General features: G+C 70.9%; 15 protein-coding genes and 1 tRNA gene. 11 read left to right on the top strand and 5 right to left on the bottom strand.

The window, feature by feature from the left end:
* The first annotated feature begins 6 nt into the window (after positions 1 to 6).
* Positions 7 to 531, top strand: a complete 525-nt coding sequence (locus tag ABCS02_RS20965; RefSeq protein WP_345837630.1) for a ferritin — start codon at positions 7 to 9, stop codon at positions 529 to 531.
* A 2-nt stretch (positions 532 to 533) separates the two neighbouring features.
* On the opposite strand, the gene ABCS02_RS20960 is transcribed toward ABCS02_RS20965, so the two are convergent.
* On the bottom strand, positions 534 to 818 hold the full coding sequence (locus ABCS02_RS20960; protein ID WP_345837629.1) for a Fe-S cluster assembly protein HesB: 285 nt from the start codon (positions 816 to 818) through the stop codon (positions 534 to 536).
* A 110-nt stretch (positions 819 to 928) separates the two neighbouring features.
* On the opposite strand from ABCS02_RS20960, the gene ABCS02_RS20955 reads away from it, so the two are divergent.
* The 10 genes from ABCS02_RS20955 to ABCS02_RS20910 all read left to right on the top strand — a co-directional run bounded on the left by ABCS02_RS20955 (position 929) and on the right by ABCS02_RS20910 (position 8,887).
* Positions 929 to 1,003, top strand: a tRNA-Arg gene (locus tag ABCS02_RS20955).
* Positions 1,004 to 1,157: 154 nt separating this feature from the next.
* A complete protein-coding gene (locus ABCS02_RS20950; protein WP_345837628.1) occupies positions 1,158 to 1,595 on the top strand; it encodes a hypothetical protein in 438 nt (145 codons plus the stop codon).
* Positions 1,592 to 2,569 carry a hypothetical protein gene (locus tag ABCS02_RS20945; protein WP_345837627.1) on the top strand — a complete coding sequence of 326 codons (978 nt, stop codon included), beginning with the start codon at positions 1,592 to 1,594 and terminating at the stop codon, positions 2,567 to 2,569. The genes ABCS02_RS20950 and ABCS02_RS20945 overlap by 4 nt, the downstream gene beginning before the upstream one ends.
* On the top strand, positions 2,556 to 3,908 hold the full coding sequence (locus ABCS02_RS20940; protein ID WP_345837626.1) for a V-type ATPase 116kDa subunit family protein: 1,353 nt from the start codon (positions 2,556 to 2,558) through the stop codon (positions 3,906 to 3,908). The genes ABCS02_RS20945 and ABCS02_RS20940 overlap by 14 nt, the downstream gene beginning before the upstream one ends.
* Positions 3,905 to 4,333: an ATP synthase subunit C gene (locus ABCS02_RS20935; protein WP_345837625.1), complete on the top strand. Its 429-nt coding sequence runs from the start codon at positions 3,905 to 3,907 to the stop codon at positions 4,331 to 4,333. The genes ABCS02_RS20940 and ABCS02_RS20935 overlap by 4 nt, the downstream gene beginning before the upstream one ends.
* Complete coding sequence (locus ABCS02_RS20930) at positions 4,326 to 4,553, top strand: hypothetical protein (protein WP_345837624.1); 228 nt, start codon at positions 4,326 to 4,328, stop codon at positions 4,551 to 4,553. The genes ABCS02_RS20935 and ABCS02_RS20930 overlap by 8 nt, the downstream gene beginning before the upstream one ends.
* On the top strand, positions 4,550 to 5,059 hold the full coding sequence (locus ABCS02_RS20925; RefSeq protein ID WP_345837623.1) for a hypothetical protein: 510 nt from the start codon (positions 4,550 to 4,552) through the stop codon (positions 5,057 to 5,059). The genes ABCS02_RS20930 and ABCS02_RS20925 overlap by 4 nt, the downstream gene beginning before the upstream one ends.
* Entirely contained in the window at positions 5,056 to 6,780 is a 1,725-nt protein-coding gene (locus ABCS02_RS20920) for a V-type ATP synthase subunit A (RefSeq protein WP_345837622.1), read from the top strand. Before ABCS02_RS20925 ends, ABCS02_RS20920 begins: the two co-directional genes overlap by 4 nt.
* Positions 6,777 to 8,240, top strand: coding sequence for a V-type ATP synthase subunit B (locus tag ABCS02_RS20915; RefSeq protein WP_345837621.1), 1,464 nt, complete (start codon positions 6,777 to 6,779; stop codon positions 8,238 to 8,240). The genes ABCS02_RS20920 and ABCS02_RS20915 overlap by 4 nt, the downstream gene beginning before the upstream one ends.
* Positions 8,237 to 8,887, top strand: coding sequence for a V-type ATP synthase subunit D (locus tag ABCS02_RS20910; protein WP_345837620.1), 651 nt, complete (start codon positions 8,237 to 8,239; stop codon positions 8,885 to 8,887). Before ABCS02_RS20915 ends, ABCS02_RS20910 begins: the two co-directional genes overlap by 4 nt.
* Positions 8,888 to 8,940: 53 nt before the next feature.
* Here the strand turns inward: ABCS02_RS20910 and ABCS02_RS20905 are convergent, their stop codons facing one another.
* The 4 genes from ABCS02_RS20905 to ABCS02_RS20890 form a co-directional block, all read right to left on the bottom strand.
* Positions 8,941 to 11,835 carry a glycosyl hydrolase family 65 protein gene (locus tag ABCS02_RS20905; RefSeq protein WP_345837619.1) on the bottom strand — a complete coding sequence of 965 codons (2,895 nt, stop codon included), beginning with the start codon at positions 11,833 to 11,835 and terminating at the stop codon, positions 8,941 to 8,943.
* A gap of 194 nt (positions 11,836 to 12,029) precedes the next feature.
* A complete protein-coding gene (gene galK / locus ABCS02_RS20900) occupies positions 12,030 to 13,211 on the bottom strand; it encodes a galactokinase (RefSeq protein ID WP_345837618.1) in 1,182 nt (393 codons plus the stop codon).
* Complete coding sequence (galT, locus tag ABCS02_RS20895; RefSeq protein WP_345837617.1) at positions 13,208 to 14,359, bottom strand: galactose-1-phosphate uridylyltransferase; 1,152 nt, start codon at positions 14,357 to 14,359, stop codon at positions 13,208 to 13,210. The genes galK and galT overlap by 4 nt, the downstream gene beginning before the upstream one ends.
* On the bottom strand, positions 14,356 to 16,122 hold the full coding sequence (locus tag ABCS02_RS20890) for a beta-galactosidase family protein (RefSeq protein WP_345837616.1): 1,767 nt from the start codon (positions 16,120 to 16,122) through the stop codon (positions 14,356 to 14,358). The genes galT and ABCS02_RS20890 overlap by 4 nt, the downstream gene beginning before the upstream one ends.
* Between the last annotated feature and the right edge of the window lie 62 nt (positions 16,123 to 16,184).

The following is a 16,184-nucleotide window of genomic DNA, read 5'->3' as shown; positions in this document are numbered from 1 at the left end:
TCAGACATGCCCACTTTCGATACGCTCCTCAGCGAGCAGATCGGCCACGAGTTCGCCGCTTCGCAGCAGTACATCGCGATCGCGGTGTGGTTCGACGACCACGACCTGCCGCAGCTCGCCGGGTACTTCTACCGTCAGTCGCGCGAGGAGCGGAACCACGCGATGATGCTGGTCCGCTACCGCCTCGACCGTGGCATGCGCGTGGTGATCCCGGCGATCCCGGCGGTCGTCAACGACTTCGAGAACGTGCGTGAGGCGATCGCCCTGGCTCTCGCGCAGGAGAAGACGGTGTCCGAGCAGATCCAGGTGCTGTTCGGCGCCGCCCGTACCGAGAGCGATGGTCTCGGCGAGCAGGCGATGCTCTGGTTCCTGCGGGAGCAGGTCGAGGAGATCGCGTCGATGCAGACGCTCCTGAACGTCGCGGAGCGCACCGACAATCTCTTCGACATCGAGAACTTCGTCGCTCGCGAGACCTCCGCCGCGTCGGCCCCCAGCCCGGATGCTCCGGCCGCCGCGGGCGGTGTCGTCTAGCGTCAGCCCTGAACGCCGAGGGCGAACCGGATGGATCCGTCCTCTGCGACCTTCGCGTCCAGCACGCGGTCATCGAGCGCGTCGACGACGACCGGGTCGACGAACACGCGTGCCCCGTCGACCTCGATGACCGTGTCCTCGTCGTTCGGTTCGGGAACCAGCGCCAGCTCGAAGCTGGCGTCCTGCGCATCCGTATTCCGAATGCGCAACCCTCCGTGATCGGTGTCCGGGATCCGAGTGATGAGACCCTTCACCGCGGATGCAGCGTTCTCGGTGAGCGTGAGCATGGTGCTCTCCTTCCGTGGATGTCTGCCGTCGGCCACGATTCCGAGATCCCCCGCAAGGTGCAACCCCCTGCCCGCCATGTCCAGGGAACTCTCATAGAATCGGGGTGCCGGCCTCTGTAGCTCAACGGAAGAGCAGCTCCGTCCTAAGGAGAGGGTTGGGGGTTCGACTCCCTCCAGGGGCACCAAAAGGCTGTCACCGAACAAATCCCTGAGATAACCGGCGCGAGCTGAAGCCCCTGCCGACGACGCTTCGGCACTCGCCCGAGGAGAAGGCCGCCGCAGTACAATGCGGCTGTCGCGGGTGACCGGACCACCTGTCGGAGAGGAGCGGGAACTGCCGTGACTCGACTCGACTTCCTTGACCGGTTCCGCCTCGTGGGCACGCCGGGCGCCGCCGGTACCACAGGCGTCCCCACGAACGAGCTGACCGGCCCGGCCGCGGAGCTCGCGCCGGTGTTCGCCGCTCTCGCCGCCGGCATCGCGGCGGACGGACGGCTCGTCGCGGAGGTGACGGCGAGGGGCGAGGCCGGCGTCGAGACCGCGCGCCGGCGGGCCGCCGACCTCATCGCGGCGGCCCGGCAACGCGCCCCGACGACACAGGCCGATGCGGCAGCGCGGATCGTCGCGCAGGCCGACAACGATGCGACGGCCGAGCTCGCCCGCGCCCAGGACCAAGCAGCGCGGACTTCCGCGGCCGCGGCCGCGGAACGCGCTGGACTCGTGGCCCACGCTGTCGCGCACCTCCTTGGTGGTGCACCGACCAGGCGTACGCCGTGAACGGTGACTGGGTCGCCGTTGCGACCCGGGCTCGCGGCATCGCGCGACGCCGACTCGGCGCGGGCACGGCGCAGGAGCTCGCCGCCGGCGACCTGCCCGAAGCGCTCGGCGTGATTGCGGCGGCCACAGGCGAAGGGTCGGACCGGGGCGCGGCCTTCACGGACCGTGGCGACGCCGAGCACGCGATGCGTGGGGCGCTCCTATGGCGGACGCGGGTCCTCGCCGGCTGGGCTCCGCGACCGGGGGCTGCCCTCTTCCGTGTGCTTGCGGCTCCCTACGAGCGCGACAACGCGGTCGCGCTCGCGCGCTCCTTCGACGACGGCACCGAGGCGCCGACGTCCTGGGAACTCGGCTCGCTCGCGACGGCGTGGCCGCGACTACGCCTGGCGCGCGACTTTCCTGCACTCCGGGAAGAGCTCGGCCGTTCGCCGTGGGGCCGGGTCGGTGCGACGGGCCCGGCAGAGCTTCGTGACGAGCTGACGGCCGCGTGGCTGCGGCGGGTCGCTGTCGCGGCACCTTTCACCCGGCCGTGGGCGGTCGCGGGGGCGGCGTTGCTCGCCGCTCGCGTCGCTGTTGTTCAGGGCGCGCCACCGACCACCCGGTGTCTGGAGTCGCTGCGGCCATTCCTCGGCGAGACCTGGGCGACGGCGCGGACGCTCGACGCGTTCGCTGCCTCGTTGCCATACGGCGCGGCCGAGCCGTTCCGTGACCTCGACGGGCCGGAGGCGCTGTGGCTCGCAGAAGCGCGACTCGTGGCCCGCATCGAGACCGACTCGCTGCGCCTGCTGCGGCGAAACGCGGACGGCCCGGCCGTCGTGGTCGCCGTGGTCGCGATGCTCGCCGTGGACGTGTGGCGAGCACGGGCGGCGGTCGCCGTCGCGGGACGGCACACGGGCGGGATCCCGGCCGTCCCAGGCGATACCGGCGAGACGGCGGAGCAAGCCGGCAAGGCGGTGCTCGATGTCGTGGCGTAGCGCACTCACCCCCACACGGATGGAGCGGGTCGCACTCGTGGCTCCGTCCGACCGGGTGCGGTCGATGCTCGACGCGATCGCCCGACATGGCGGGGTTGAGCTCGCGCTGCCGACCGGGCCCGCCGAGACTGCGGCCGACGCGTTCTCGCTCGCCGAGCGATCGGCGGTCGTGTTCGGGCCGGTCGCCGGCTTCGTCGGCTGGACACCGTCGCCGCGGCTGCCGGAGCTGATGGCCGGGCTCGCTCCCATCGGCGCGGCGGTCGTCCCGATCGCCCGTCCGCGAGGCGAGCAACCGCCGACCCTCCTCAGCGGACCCCGGCGGCCGACCGCGCGGCGCGTCCTGGTCGACACCTACGGCGTCGTCCCCTACGACGACGTCGATCCCAGCTGGATCGCGGCAGCGAGTTACGTCCTCATGTTCGGGGTCATGTTCGGCGACGTCGGGCAGGGAACCGTCCTTGCGCTCGTCGGTGTGGCCGTGATCGCCGGCTGGATCCCTCCGTTGCGGCGCTACCGGCAACTTGGCGGGTTCATCGCCGCGGCCGGCATCGCCGCGGCGGTGTTCGGTCTCCTCTACGGTGAGTTCTTCGGTCCGACCGGGATCGTCCCGACCCTCTGGATCAACCCGCTCGAACAGCCGATCGAGCTGATGGTCGTGGGGATCCTCATCGGCGCAGGGCTACTGGGGGTCTCCCTCGTGGTCGGCACGGTGAACCGGGTGCGCGAGGGCGGCTGGGCCTATGCGTTGTACTCCCGTACGGGGATCGCCGGCATCCTGCTCTACGTCGCGGTGGCGCTCGTCGCCGGGGGCGTCTACTTCGACATCGTCGTGCTCGACATCGCTGCCGCTGTCGCGGGGCTGCTCGCGCTCGCCGCGATCTTCGTCGGTCTCTACATCGACTCTGGTGGAGGGGGGCTCGGCGTCATGCAGGCCGCGATCGAGCTCGTGGACACCGTGGTCCGGCTCGGCTCGAACCTCATCTCCTTCGCCCGCCTCGCCGCCTTCGGCCTGATGCACGCCGCGCTGATGGCGGTCGTGTGGCAGGGCACCTCCGCGTTGTGGCACGCCGACTGGCGTGCGCCGCTTGCGATCCTGCTTTTCCTTGTCGGGAATGCGATCGCCTTCGGCCTGGAGCTGCTGGTCGCGGGTATCCAGGCCCTCCGGCTCGAGTACTACGAGCTCTTCTCGCGGATCTTCCTCGGCGAGGGTCGGGCGTTCCGTCCGTGGGCGCCCGCACTGCCCAGGAGTGAGTCCGATGACCAGACAGGGATCGCGACCTCGACCGCAACCGACGTAACCGACACCGAACCGACCATTCCGGAAGGGGCCGCCCCGTGATTCTCTCGCTGTCCGCCATCGCCCTCCTCGTCGTCGTGACCGCCATCTCGATGATGCTCATGCGCCGGCGACGACGCACCGGCCTCGGCGTGCTGCTCGGGGCGAATGCGGCGATCGCCTTCGGCGGCGTCGTTGCGCTCGTGACGGCCCTGCACCCCGCGGCGGCGCAGGCCGCGCAGGTCGCGGCAGCGTCCGGTTCGTCGACCTCGTCCGCGTCCTGGGCGGCGCTGCTCGGCGCGGCGATCGCCGTCGCCGGTTCCTCGCTGGGCGCGGCGATCGCTGTCGCCTACACCGGCTCGGCGGCGCTGGCCGCGATGAGCGAACGACCGGAGATGTTCGGCCGCTCGATGGTCATCGTCGGCCTCGCGGAGGGCATCGCCATATATGGGCTCATCGTCGCGATCATCTTGATCGGCAATGCCTGAGCTGCGGCAGACGGGCATCGCCGCGATCGGTCAGGCGGCCCGCATCGAGGGCTACGCGCTCGTCGGCGTAGCGACCTGGCCGGCGGAGGATGCCGACACCGCCCGGAGGGCGTGGGACGCGCTACCCGCGAGCTTCGGCATGGTCATTCTGACGCCCGCCGCGGCGGCCGCGATCGGCGAACACCGCGACGACCGACTCACGACGGTGCTTCCAGCATGAGCGAGCTGCCCAGGGGCGCTGCCGCCGCGCTGGATCCGCTCGTGAGCGCGCTACGCGCTGCCGCCGAGCAGCGCGCCGCCGGAATCGCGGCAGCCGCTGACCGTGAGGCAGCAGCGACGATCGCCGCCGCCGAGCAAGAGGCCGATGATCTCCTCGCCGCCGCGCGCGCCGAGGGCGAGGCGGAGGGCCGTCGGGAAGCCGCCGCCCGGCTCGCCCGCACTCGCCGTGACGCCCGGGAGACCGTGCTGCGTGCCCGGTCGGAGGCTGAGGCCGCCACCGGTGCGGCGATCGCGGCGGCCGTCGTCGCACTCCGTGACAGCGACGACTACCCGGCGCTCGAGGGTCGATTGCGCGCCGAGGTGGTCGCCCTCCTCGGGCCCAGTGTGACGATCGAGACCGCTCCGGACGGCGGCATCATCGCCACGTACGGCACACGCCGCATCGACGCGAGCCTTCCCGCCCTTGCGGCGGCAGCGGGCGACTGGCTGCACGGAGTGCGGGCATGAGCGGCGCCATCACGCGCGTCAACGGCCCGGTCGTCGAGGCCCATCGGCTCCCCGGCCTTGCGATGGGCGAGGTCGTCGCTCTCGGTGCCGCGCGCATCACCGCGGAGACGATCGCGATCGACGGCGAATCGGCCGTGTTGCAGGCTTATGAGTACACCGGCGGCGTCGCCGTGGGCGATACGGCAGACCCGCAAGCCGAGCCGCTCAGCGGCCTGCTCGGCCCGGGCCTCCTTGCGAACGCCTACGACGGCCTACTCCGTCCGCTGTCCGGCGCGCCGCAGTGGCTGCGCCCGGATCGGCCGGGTTCGACGCAGGATCCGTCGATTCTCGACCGGCGGTGGCGCTTCGTACCCTCGGCGATAGCGGGGGCGACCGTCGTAGCAGGGGATCTGCTCGGCACCGTGCCCGATTCGGGTGCGGTGGAGCATCGGGTCCTCGTGCCGCCCGGCGTGTCCGGGGTGCTGGAATGGATCGCGGCCGAAGGGGAGACGCCCGCCCGCGATGCGGTCGCCCGCATCGCGGGGCGCGAGGTGCGGCTCGCCGAGCCGTGGCCGCTGCGCGAGCCACGCCCCTTCGCTGAGCGGCTCCCCGACGTCGTCCCGCTTCACACCGGTCAGCGCGTCCTCGACCTGCTCTTTCCCGTCGCGGCGGGCACGGCGGCGGCCGTCCCGGGCGGTTTCGGGACCGGGAAGACGGTGGCGCTGCAGCAAATCGCGAAATGGAGCGATGCTTCCGTCATCGTCTACGTCGGTTGCGGCGAGCGCGGAAACGAGATGGCGGATGTCCTGTCGGGCCTCGCCGGGCTGACCGATCGTCATGGCAGCCGCCTGATCGACCGGACCGTCATCGTCGCGAACACCTCGAACATGCCGATGATGGCCCGCGAGGCGAGCATCTATACGGGGCTCGTGATCGCCGAGTACTACCGCGACATGGGCTATGACGTCATCGTCATCGCCGATTCTACGAGCCGCTGGGCGGAGTCGCTGCGCGAGTTCGCGAACCGAAACGGCGACCTGCCTGCGGAGGAGGGCTACCCGGCCTCGCTCGCGTCGGCACTCGCGGCGTTCTACGCGCGCGCCGCACGCGTCCGGACCCTCGGTGGTCGGACCGCGGCGGTCACCGTGATCGGCGCCGTCTCTCCGCCGGGCGGTGACATGAGCGAGCCGGTGACGACGAACACCGAGCGCTTCGTCCGAGCGCTCTGGTCCCTCGACCGCGACCTCGCCTACGCGCGCCACTACCCAGCGGTGAGTTGGCGCGGCTCGTTCGCTCGTGATGTCGATGAGATAGGGCGCTGGCATGCGGCCAACGACGACCCGCGCTGGTCAGAGCGTCGTACCAGAGCGCTCGGCGTCCTCGCCGAGGCAGACCGTCTCGCAGGCCTCGCCGAAGTGATCGGTGCGAGCGCCCTGCCCGGCCGGGAGCGGATGACATTGCTCGGCGGTCGGTTGCTGCGGGAGGGGGTTCTGACCCAGAGCGCCCTCGAGGCAAACGACGCATCTAGTTCGAGCGCGAAGAGCGCTGCACTGCTCGGATTTGCGCTCGACACGATCGACGAATGCCAGCGGCTCGTCGCGGCCGGGGTCGCCGCGACCACGCTGGAGCAGTGGGACTTCTCGCCGCTGCTGCGGGCGCGCAACGAGTTCGCACCCGACGACGCGGCCGGGCTGGATGCGCGGCGCGATGCGTTCCTTGCGGAGCTGAGGCAGGCATCATGAGCGAGCCGGCCTCGATCGAGCCGGACGCGCTTCTCACACCATCCGCCATCGGCTATCGCGACCTCCGCAGCGTCCGCGGACCGCTTGTCGTGGTCGGCGACGCGACCGGGGTCGGCTGGGACGAGTTCGCCCGAATCTCTGTCGACGGCGGCCCTGACCGGCATGGGCTCGTCCTCGAGGTCGACCACGACCTTGCGACCATCCAGGTACTCGAGGGCACGGCGGGTCTCGCCTCCGGTGGGGTAGAGGTGCGCTTCGACGGCCAGCCGCTCCACGTACCGGTCGGCGACAGCTGGCTCGGCCGCGTCTGCAACGGCCGCGGCGAGGCGCTCGACAGCGGCCCGGAGGTGACCGGCGAGCGCCTCGCGCCGGTGGCTGGCTGGCCGCTCAACCCCGTATTCCGCGAGCCCCCGGATGAGCCGGTGCTCACAGGGGTGTCCGTCATCGACGGGCTGATGACGCTTGTCCGGGGGCAGAAGCTCCCGATCTTCTCCGCAGCCGGGCTGCCCCATCTCGAGCTGGCGACGCAGATCGCGGCCCAGGCGAACGCGCGCGGGCGCCCGTTCCGCGTCGTGTTCGCTGCGATGGGGCTCACGCACACGGACATCGCCTTCGTCCGCGACCGGCTCGAGGCCCGCAGCGCTGCGGGCGAGCTCGTGCTGCTGCTCAACGCCGCCGACGACCCGGTCATCGAGCGCATCCTCACTCCGCGGATCGCGCTGACAATCGCGGAGGATCTCGCCTATGTCGGCGGCCAGGACGTGCTCGTCATCATGGGCGACATGACGAGCTACGCGGAGGCGCTCCGCGAGGTGTCGGCCGCGCGAAAAGAGATCCCCGCCCGGCGCGGTTACCCCGGCTACCTCTACAGCGATCTCGCAACGCTGTACGAGCGCTGCGGCCGGGTGCGCGGCCGGGACGGCTCGGTGACGGTCCTGCCCGTCCTCACGATGCCGGGCAGCGATATCACTCACCCGGTGCCGGACCTCACCGGCTACATCACCGAGGGCCAGGTCGTGCTCGACGCGGAGGTCCAGGCGCGCGGGATCTACCCACCCGTGGATGTGCTCTCCTCCCTTTCCAGGCTGATGCGGTCTGGCACCGGTCACGGGAGAACGCGCGAGGATCACCAGGATGTCGCGGCGCAGGTGATCGCGGCGATCGCCCGGGCACGCAGCGCCGCGGAGCTGGCGGAGCTGATCGGTGAATCGGCGCTCGGCGAGACGGATCGGGCGTTCATCGCGTTCCGCGATGCGGTTGAGCGAGGGTTCTTCGCTCAGGGCGTCGACGAGCAGCGCGACCTCGATGACACGCTGACCCGCGCCTGGCAGGCGCTCGCCGCCCTGCCGAAGCGAGAGCTGACGATGATCCCGCGCGAGTACGTCGACCGCTACCGGCCGTCGCAGGATCAGACGACCCCGGCGGCCGACCCGGCACGGGCGGACGGGGCGGACGGATGACATCTGCGAACCGCGCCGATCGCGCCCGGATCGAGTCCCGTCTTGACATCGCGCGACGCGGAGCGGAGTTGCTCGGCCGTAAGCGCCGCGTTCTCGAAGACGACCTCGAGCAGCTGCGGCTCGCCTCCGATCTGCAGCGGGAGGAGTTCGAGGCCGCAGCCCGCGAAGCCGACTTCTGGCTCGCCCGGGCGGCGGCGATCGACGGCGCTGAGGGCATCGCCCGGTCGGCGGCCCCACCGACCGCGAGGGCAGAGCTGGAGTGGAGAGTGATAATGGGCGTCCGTGTTCCGGCCGAGGTGGAAGCGGTGCTCCCGGAGGTGCGGGCGGTGTCCGGCAGCAGCGCGCTCGTTTTTGCCGCGCGTGCGCACCGCGCCGCCGCGGAGGCGGCAGTGCGGCATGCGGCATCGGAGGAGGCGGTCCGTCGCATCGCTGCGGAGCTCCTGACCACTCGGCAGCGCGAGCGGGCCGTGACCCACCGCTGGATGCCGCGGCTGGAGGCCTCGCTCGCCGATCTGCGCCGCCGTCTCGACGATCTCGAGTTCGAAGAGACCCTTCAGGTGCGCTGGGCTTCCGGCCAGAACGGGATCGTCCTCACGCGGCGTGGCACATCGGAGGACGTCGGCGCACCAGCTCGGGTCCCGTCATGAGCGGCATCTTCCCCCGGGTAGCCGGTTCCCATCCCGCCGCCGACACCGCCGGCTCAGGCCTTTGGTCCGTCGGCGGGAGGTCGTAGGTCGAAGACGCGCGTCTGGCCGGTGCGCAGCACCACCGATTGGCCTTCGACCATCACACGTATGGGGTTGGCTTCGCCAGGCGCCGATTCGAGGCGAATCGAGACGTGCGTGATCGACACGGCCAGCTTGTGTGAGCGGTAGATGATGACGAAGGCCAAGGACTCGAGCTCCGCCGGCAGCAGGGGATGGAGCCACAGCGTGTCCGCGCGCGTCTCAAGTCCGGCGTAGCAGCGCATGAGCAAGTCGACCGACCCGGCCATCGCCGCCAGGTGGACGCCGTATCGGGTCGTGCCTCCCTGGATGTCGGCCAGGTCGCTCTGGAGCGTGCGTTCGAGGAACTGCCACGATCGGGACCGATCACGGCGGGCCTCCAGCCAGGAGTGGACCACGTTGGAGAGTGTCGAGCCGTACGTCGAAGATCGGGAATACCGTTCGACGGTTCGTACGATCGTGTCGGCGTCGAGCGAGTACCCCATGTGCGCCAGGAGCTCGCGGAGCTCTTCGGCGGAGAACAGATAGAGCAGCATGAGTGAATCGGGCTGCTTCGACACCTGGTACCGGTTGGTGGTGTCGCCTTCGGCATCCAGGACGAGATCGAGCCGTCCGAAGGTGGGGTACCGCTCGCGGTAGCGGTCGAGGTCGATCGCGGTCAGGTGATCGTACCCGTCGAATTGCGAGAGCGTTCCATCGGCGTTGAACACGATCCGCAGGTGTCCGGCGATGTGCGCCCAATGCTGCAGCTCTTGCGGCGTAACGGTCAACGCGCGGGCCGCGGCCTGGTCCGGCCGCGCAGCGACGAGCCGCACGGTGTCGATGGCGCGGAGCAGCACCCAGGATGTCATGACGTTCGTGTACACGTTGTCCGTCAGCCCGGTTCCGGGATCTTCCGGCGTCCCGTCGTGGAACTCGTCGGGTCCCATCACGCCACGGATCGAGTACCGACCGCGACCGTCATCCCAGTCGGCGAGCGAGGCGAAGAAGCGCGCGACCCCGATGATGAGGTCCGCGCCCTCCTCGGCCAGGTACTCGGCGTCCCCGGTCGTCTGGTAGAACTGCCAGGCGCTGTAGGCGATGCCCAGACCTACGTGCCTCTGCAGGCGCGAATGGTCGGGGATCCATCGGCCGGTGAGGGGATTGAACAAGCGGTCGGGGGTGACATCCTCCCCGGTGCTCGCGCTCTGCCATGGGAACATGGCCCCGCTCCCCCCGGCTTCCGAGGCGGCGCGGAGAGCCTGGGGCAACCGACGATGCCGGTATCGGAGCAGGGAGCGGCTGAGCGACGGCCGGCGGAGGGTGAGCAGCGGGTAGACGAAGAGCTCGTCCCAGAAGATGTGCCCCCCGTACGCCTCGCCGTGGAGTCCGCGCGCGGGAACTCCCGCGTCGAGATCTTCGTCGGCCCGGGTGAGCGTCTGCAGCACGTGGAACGTGTTGACGTTCAGTGCCTGACCGTGACCACCGACTGGCAGGACCGTGACGGCGAACGCCGACCACAGTTCTTCCCATGCGTGCGCATGAGCGTCGAGGAGCACCGAGAAGCGGGGTGCCCGCGCGGCGGTGCTCCTCGCCGATGCGGAGGGCGAGGCCGTCGCGCGATCACGGGAGGTGCTGACCCCGACGATCTTCTCTACAATGATCGGCTTGCCTTCGTCGAGGTCTACAGAGAGCTCATGGAACGCGAATCCCCTCGTCCGCATGAATTCCATCGTCGTCGGGAGCTGTTCGTGGTCGCGGAAGACGCGAGTGCGTTCCGCGAGCGCGATCCGCACCCCGGAGGTGCGCGTTTCAGCCTCGACGAGGAGCGTGTCGGGCGAGACGTGGCGACATTCCCGGACGAGGAGGTGTTGTCTTCTGCGCCCGGTCCGGTCGGTGCTCGCGGTGTCCGTGGAGGTGTTCCGAACCGCGGTGTCGATCCCGCTTCGCACCCTCAGCCGGCCGGACCAGTTGCGCGCGACGATGGTCGCCTCCACCGCGCCTACCCGCGGGTCGGCCTGCGAGACGATTCTCCGGAAGCGGACCGTCGTCTCCCGTGCGGCGTCGTCGCGATACGTGAACATGCGGCGAAGGACGCCCTGGCGGAGGTCGAGATCCTGACGGAAGTCGAGCAGGTCTGCTCGATCCGCTCGGAACCAGTCACCCTCTTCAGGGCGGAGGTCGATCCGGACCCAGTTGGGAGCGTTGACGATCTCTTCGGCGACCGCGGCTCCGTCGGCGACCGCGTCGAACACCGTCGCCAGGTAAGTGCCGGGGCTGTGGTGCGGTCCGGCGGTGGCCTCCTCGGCCGCCCCTCGCGTGCCCCAGTAGCCGTTGGCGACCGTGCAGAGGCTCTCCCGCGTGGTCTCCGCGTCGGGGTCGTAGCCGACGAAGCGAAGAACCCACTCATCGGGCGCGCCGACTCGACCGATGACTCCCGACGGTGATACCTCCAGGAGGTCGAGTCGGGAGACGACGGCGTCGGCGCCTGCACGTCGCAGGGTCGCCGCGCGGCGTGGGTCCGGGGCGATGCCGACCGTGAGGCCGAAGCCTGACGTGGCACCGGCCTCGATGCTCGCCTCCGAGTCCGTGATGAGAAGCGACCGGGCCGCCGATACCCCGAGACGTCGGCAAGCCTCGCCGAATGGGCCGGCGTCCGACCGCGAAGACGTCGTTGTGCCTCCGTCGTCCGATGCCTCCACGAGAGCATCCAGCAGAGGGCGGATCCGGGTGCCGGCCAGGACGTCCCGTGCGGTTCCGTCGGCGATCGTCAGCGCGGCTCGGATACTCGCGGCGCGCAAGGCCCGGAGGAGGTCGAGGGTGCCCGGTGGGAGCGAGGTGCCCCCGTCGAGGACCACGGCCGACACAGGCAACTGGAGCAGCGGTTCCATCCCTCCTCCGATCCGTCGCTGTCGCCGTCCTCCGAACGATAACGTCGCACAGTGCGCGAGGGAGAGGCGAAGGTCCCCTTTTGGAGCCTTCGCCGCTCGGGCCGGGCGGACGTCCCTGCGGACGCTCGGTGTCTTCAGCAACCGCCCTCTGCTCGCCGCGATCGAAGCGGCGCGATGGATCGCGCGACGCCGAGCTACCCGTCGCGATGGGCGCCTTCCGAGGGTCGCACCGTGAACACGTGCGGGGTCGCGAAGCCGGCCGCGAGGAACGCGGCTTCGACCGCGGCGGACACGGTCGGGACGAGGGCGTGGTCGACCAGCGCCAGAGCCGATCCGCCGAAGCCTCCGCCCGTCATGCGAGCGCCGACCGCGCCGGCGGCCCGCGCGGTGTCCACCGCGAGGTCGAGCTCGGGGACGGAGATCTCGAAGTCGTCGCGCATGGATGCGTGGGACGCGTCGAGGAGGGGGCCGATCGCGCGCGGCCCGCGTTCCTGCAGCGTCCGCACGGTCTCCTGAACCCGTGCATCCTCGGTGATCACGTGCCGCACCCGACGATAGGTGACGTCATCCAGGAGCAGCTGCGCTCGAGGAAGGTCCGCGATCGTCAGATCGCGCAGCGCCGGCACCCCCAGGAGCTGAGCGCCGCGCTCGCACGCGGCGCGTCGGTCCCCGTAGCCGCCCGTCGAGTGGGCGTGCTGCACGCGCGTGTCGACGATCACCAGCTCGAGGCCCGCTCGCGCGAGGCCCAGCTCGACGACCGACGCGTCCAGCGAGCGGCAGTCGAGGAAGATCGCGGCATCCCGCTCGCCGAGCATCGACGCCATCTGATCCATGACTCCCGTCGGCGCGCCCACCGCCGTGTTCTCCGCGACATTCCCGGCGTGCGCCAGCGCGACCCGGCGCAGGCCGAGTCCCCAGATGTCGTTGAGCGCGGAGGCGATCGCCCCCTCGATGGCCGCGGACGAGGAGAGCCCCGCACCGACGGGGACGTCCGAGGCCAGCGCGATGTCGACGCCGGAGACGGCCTGCGCATCCGCCGACGTCGACGTGAGGAGCGCCCACGCGATGCCCAGCGGGTAACGCGCCCACTCTGCGATCTCGTCGCGGCGGTCCGGGAAGAGGGCCGGCAGGTCGCTCAGCGCAGCCTCGACCGGCGCCCGGGGATCGAGAGACGACACGACACGGATGCGGCCGTCGTCGCGGATGCCGACCGCGGCATACGTCCGACGCTCGATCGCGAACGGCAGGACGAAGCCCTCGTTGTAGTCCGTGTGCTCGCCGATGAGATTCACGCGGCCGGGTGCGGACCACATCCCGAACGGCGCGGACCCCGTCAGCTCGCGGAAGAGAGCCACGGCCTCCCGGTCGGCCGTCACAGCTGAACCCCTTCGACCGCGGCACGGAGCCGGTCGGCCGCTTCCTCAGGCGGGATGTCCGCGATCCACGCGCCCATCGCCGCTTCCGAGCCGGCGAGGTACTTGAGCTTGTCCGCCGCCCGGCGGGGGCTCGTCAGCTGCATGGTGAGGCGCACGGTGTCGCGCCCCGCCCGCACCGGCGCCTGATGCCAGGCCGCGATGTAGGGCGTCGGGGAGTCGTAGAGTGCGTCGACCCCGCGCAGGAGCCGTAGGTACAGCGGCGCGAGCTCGTCGCGTTCGTCCGTGTCGAGGGCCGCGAAGTCGGGCACGTGCCGGTGCGGCATGAGGTGCACCTCGATCGGCCACCGCGCGGCGAACGGGACGAACGCGGTCCAATGCTCGCCGCGGAGCACGACCCGGGGGCCGGCCTGCTCGAACTCGAGGATCCGGGCGAACAGATCCGGCGCGGTGCGGTCGATCGAGTCGAGCAGTCGCGTGGTGCGGGGCGTGACGTAGGGATAGGCGTAGATCTGCCCGTGCGGATGGTGCAGTGTGACGCCGATCGCTTCGCCGCGGTTCTCGAACGGGAAGACCTGCTCCACGCCCGGCAGCGCCGAGAGCACCGCGGTGCGGTCGGCCCACGCCTCGATGACGGTGCGAGCGCGGGTCGCGGACTGGGTGCCGAACGAGCCCGAGGGCTCGGGGGAGAAGCACACGACCTCGCAGCGCCCGATGCTCGAGCGGGTGCGCCCGAGCCCCAGCTGCGCGAGGTCGTCGTCGCCGCGCGGTGCGTTGGCGCAGGCCGGCACCTCACCGGATGCCGCCGCGAGCGCCGGCCCGAACGAGGGCGAGCGGTTCTCGAACACCGCGACGTCGTAGTCCGACGGGATCTCCGACGGGTTGGTCGGCGACTGAGGCGCGAGCGGATCCCGCTCCGCGGGGGGCAGGAACGCGCGGTTCTGTCGAGCCGCGGCGACCGAGATCCAGTCCCCGGTGAGGATGTCCTGCCGCATGGTCGCGGTCGCGGGACGAGGATCGAGCACGCGCGTGTCGACGGCACGGTCGGGCCCCAGGGAGGTGTCCGGATCGTCGTAGTAGACGAGCTCGCGACCGTCGGAGAGCCGCGTCGCACGTTTGACGACGCCCGCGCCGAGCAGCGAGACGGTCATTCTTCGACCGGTCCGAGGTCGGGCTCGCCGGTGAAGCGCGCCGTCGTGTCCATGACCTGCTCCAGCTCGAGTACGACGATCACGTTGGTGCCCGCCTGCACGACCGGAGCCGGCACGAACAGCGTCCGCTGCGGGCCGTTGTGCCAGTAGCGCCCGAGGAGGAAGTCGTTGACGAAGACATACCCCTTGCCCCACGTGCGGGTGTCCAGGAACAGGTCGGATGCCTCGTCCAGGGTGAACTCGCCGCGCAGCGCGACGCGTCCGGCCGGGATGCCGCCGGCCGGCGACGGCGTGCGGCTCTGCTCGCGTGCGACGCGCCGGGCGATCGCGTGCAGATCGACAGTGGCCGCGGTCCACCCGGTCAGCGGGACTCCGTCGAGGGTGACGGCGCCGATGAGGCCCTTGTGCTCGCCGAGGCGGTGCCCGTAGTTGACCCGGCCCTGCTCCTCGACGACGACGGTCAGCTCGCTCCCCGCGGGGATCCGGAGCCGGTGCTGGTGGCGTGTGCGCGACAGCGATCCGACGGGCTCGCCATCCACCTCGATCCAGGCGTGGTCGCGGACCTCCTCGACCGCGAAGACGTGCGAATCGCCGGCCGGGAGCAGCGGCGAGACCGTGGTGTAGACCGCGATCGCGTCGAGATGCTGAAGCTGCTCGAACGTGGGCGGCGCGTCGGTCGTCGCGCCGGCCGGGTCGATGGCCGCGAGCCAGTCGCCGTGGTCTCTCAGAGGCACGTCGAGGCTCGGGACCACGGGGTCCGGCAGGGGAGGCAGCGCCGGCACCGGGGCGTAGCGGGCGATCACCTCCCGGAAGGCGAAGAACTTCTCGGTGGGATGGCCGGCCTCGTCGAGCGGCGCGTCGTAGTCGTACGAGGTGACGAGCGGGAGGTACCGGCCCTTGTCGTTCGCACCGTTGGTGAGTCCGAAGTTGGTGCCGCCGTGGAACATGTAGAGGTTCACCGAGGCGCCGGCGGCGAGGAGCGTGTCGAGTTCGGCCGCCGTGTCGGCGGGGGCGGTGGCGTGATGGTGCCCGCCCCACCAGTCGAACCAGCCGTCCCAGAACTCCGCGCACATCAGCGGCCCGGTGGGCTGGTGCTCCCGCAGCGTCCGCAGACGCTCGTGGGCGCGCGATCCGAACGATCCGGTGACGTGCAGCCCGGGCAGCGCGCCGTCGCGGAGCATCTGCGGCGTCGGCTGGTCGACGGTCGTGAGCGGGACGGTGATCCCCGCGTCGCGGGTCACCCGGACGAGCTCGGCAAGGTAGTCCTTGTCGTCGCCGTAGGCGCCGTACTCGTTCTCGACCTGCACGAGGATCACATTGCCACCTGCGTCGATCTGCCGGGGTGCGACGATCTCGTACACGTGACGGAGGTAGCGCGACACCTCGGCGAGATAGCGCGGCTCGGAACTGCGCAGCCCGATCCCGGAGGCGCGCGTCAGCCAGACCGGAAGCCCGCCGTTGTGCCACTCGCCGCAGATGTAGGGACCGGGACGGACGATCGCGTACATCCCCTCCGCGGCGACGGCGTCGAGGAACGCTCCCAGGTCGTTCCAGCCGGTCGCATCCCACGCGCCGCGCCGGGGCTCATGCGCGTTCCACGCGACATACGTCTCGATCGTGTTCAGCCCCATCAGCCGTGCCATCCGGATGCGCTGCGCCCAGTGTTCGGGGTGGACCCGGAAGTAGTGCAGTGCGCCGGAGAGGATCCGGAACGGCTGGCCATCGAGGAGGAAGTCGGTGCGACCGATCGTGAAGGACGTCACGGAGGGCCTTTCTCATGCTGGGGGTGCGCAGGGGGCGGCCGGAACCCATCCGACCGCCCCCT

The sequence above is a fragment of the Microbacterium sp. X-17 genome (assembly GCF_039615055.1).
Note: the sequence above shows the minus strand (reverse complement) of the source record. Positions and strands in the feature narration are given on the sequence as shown.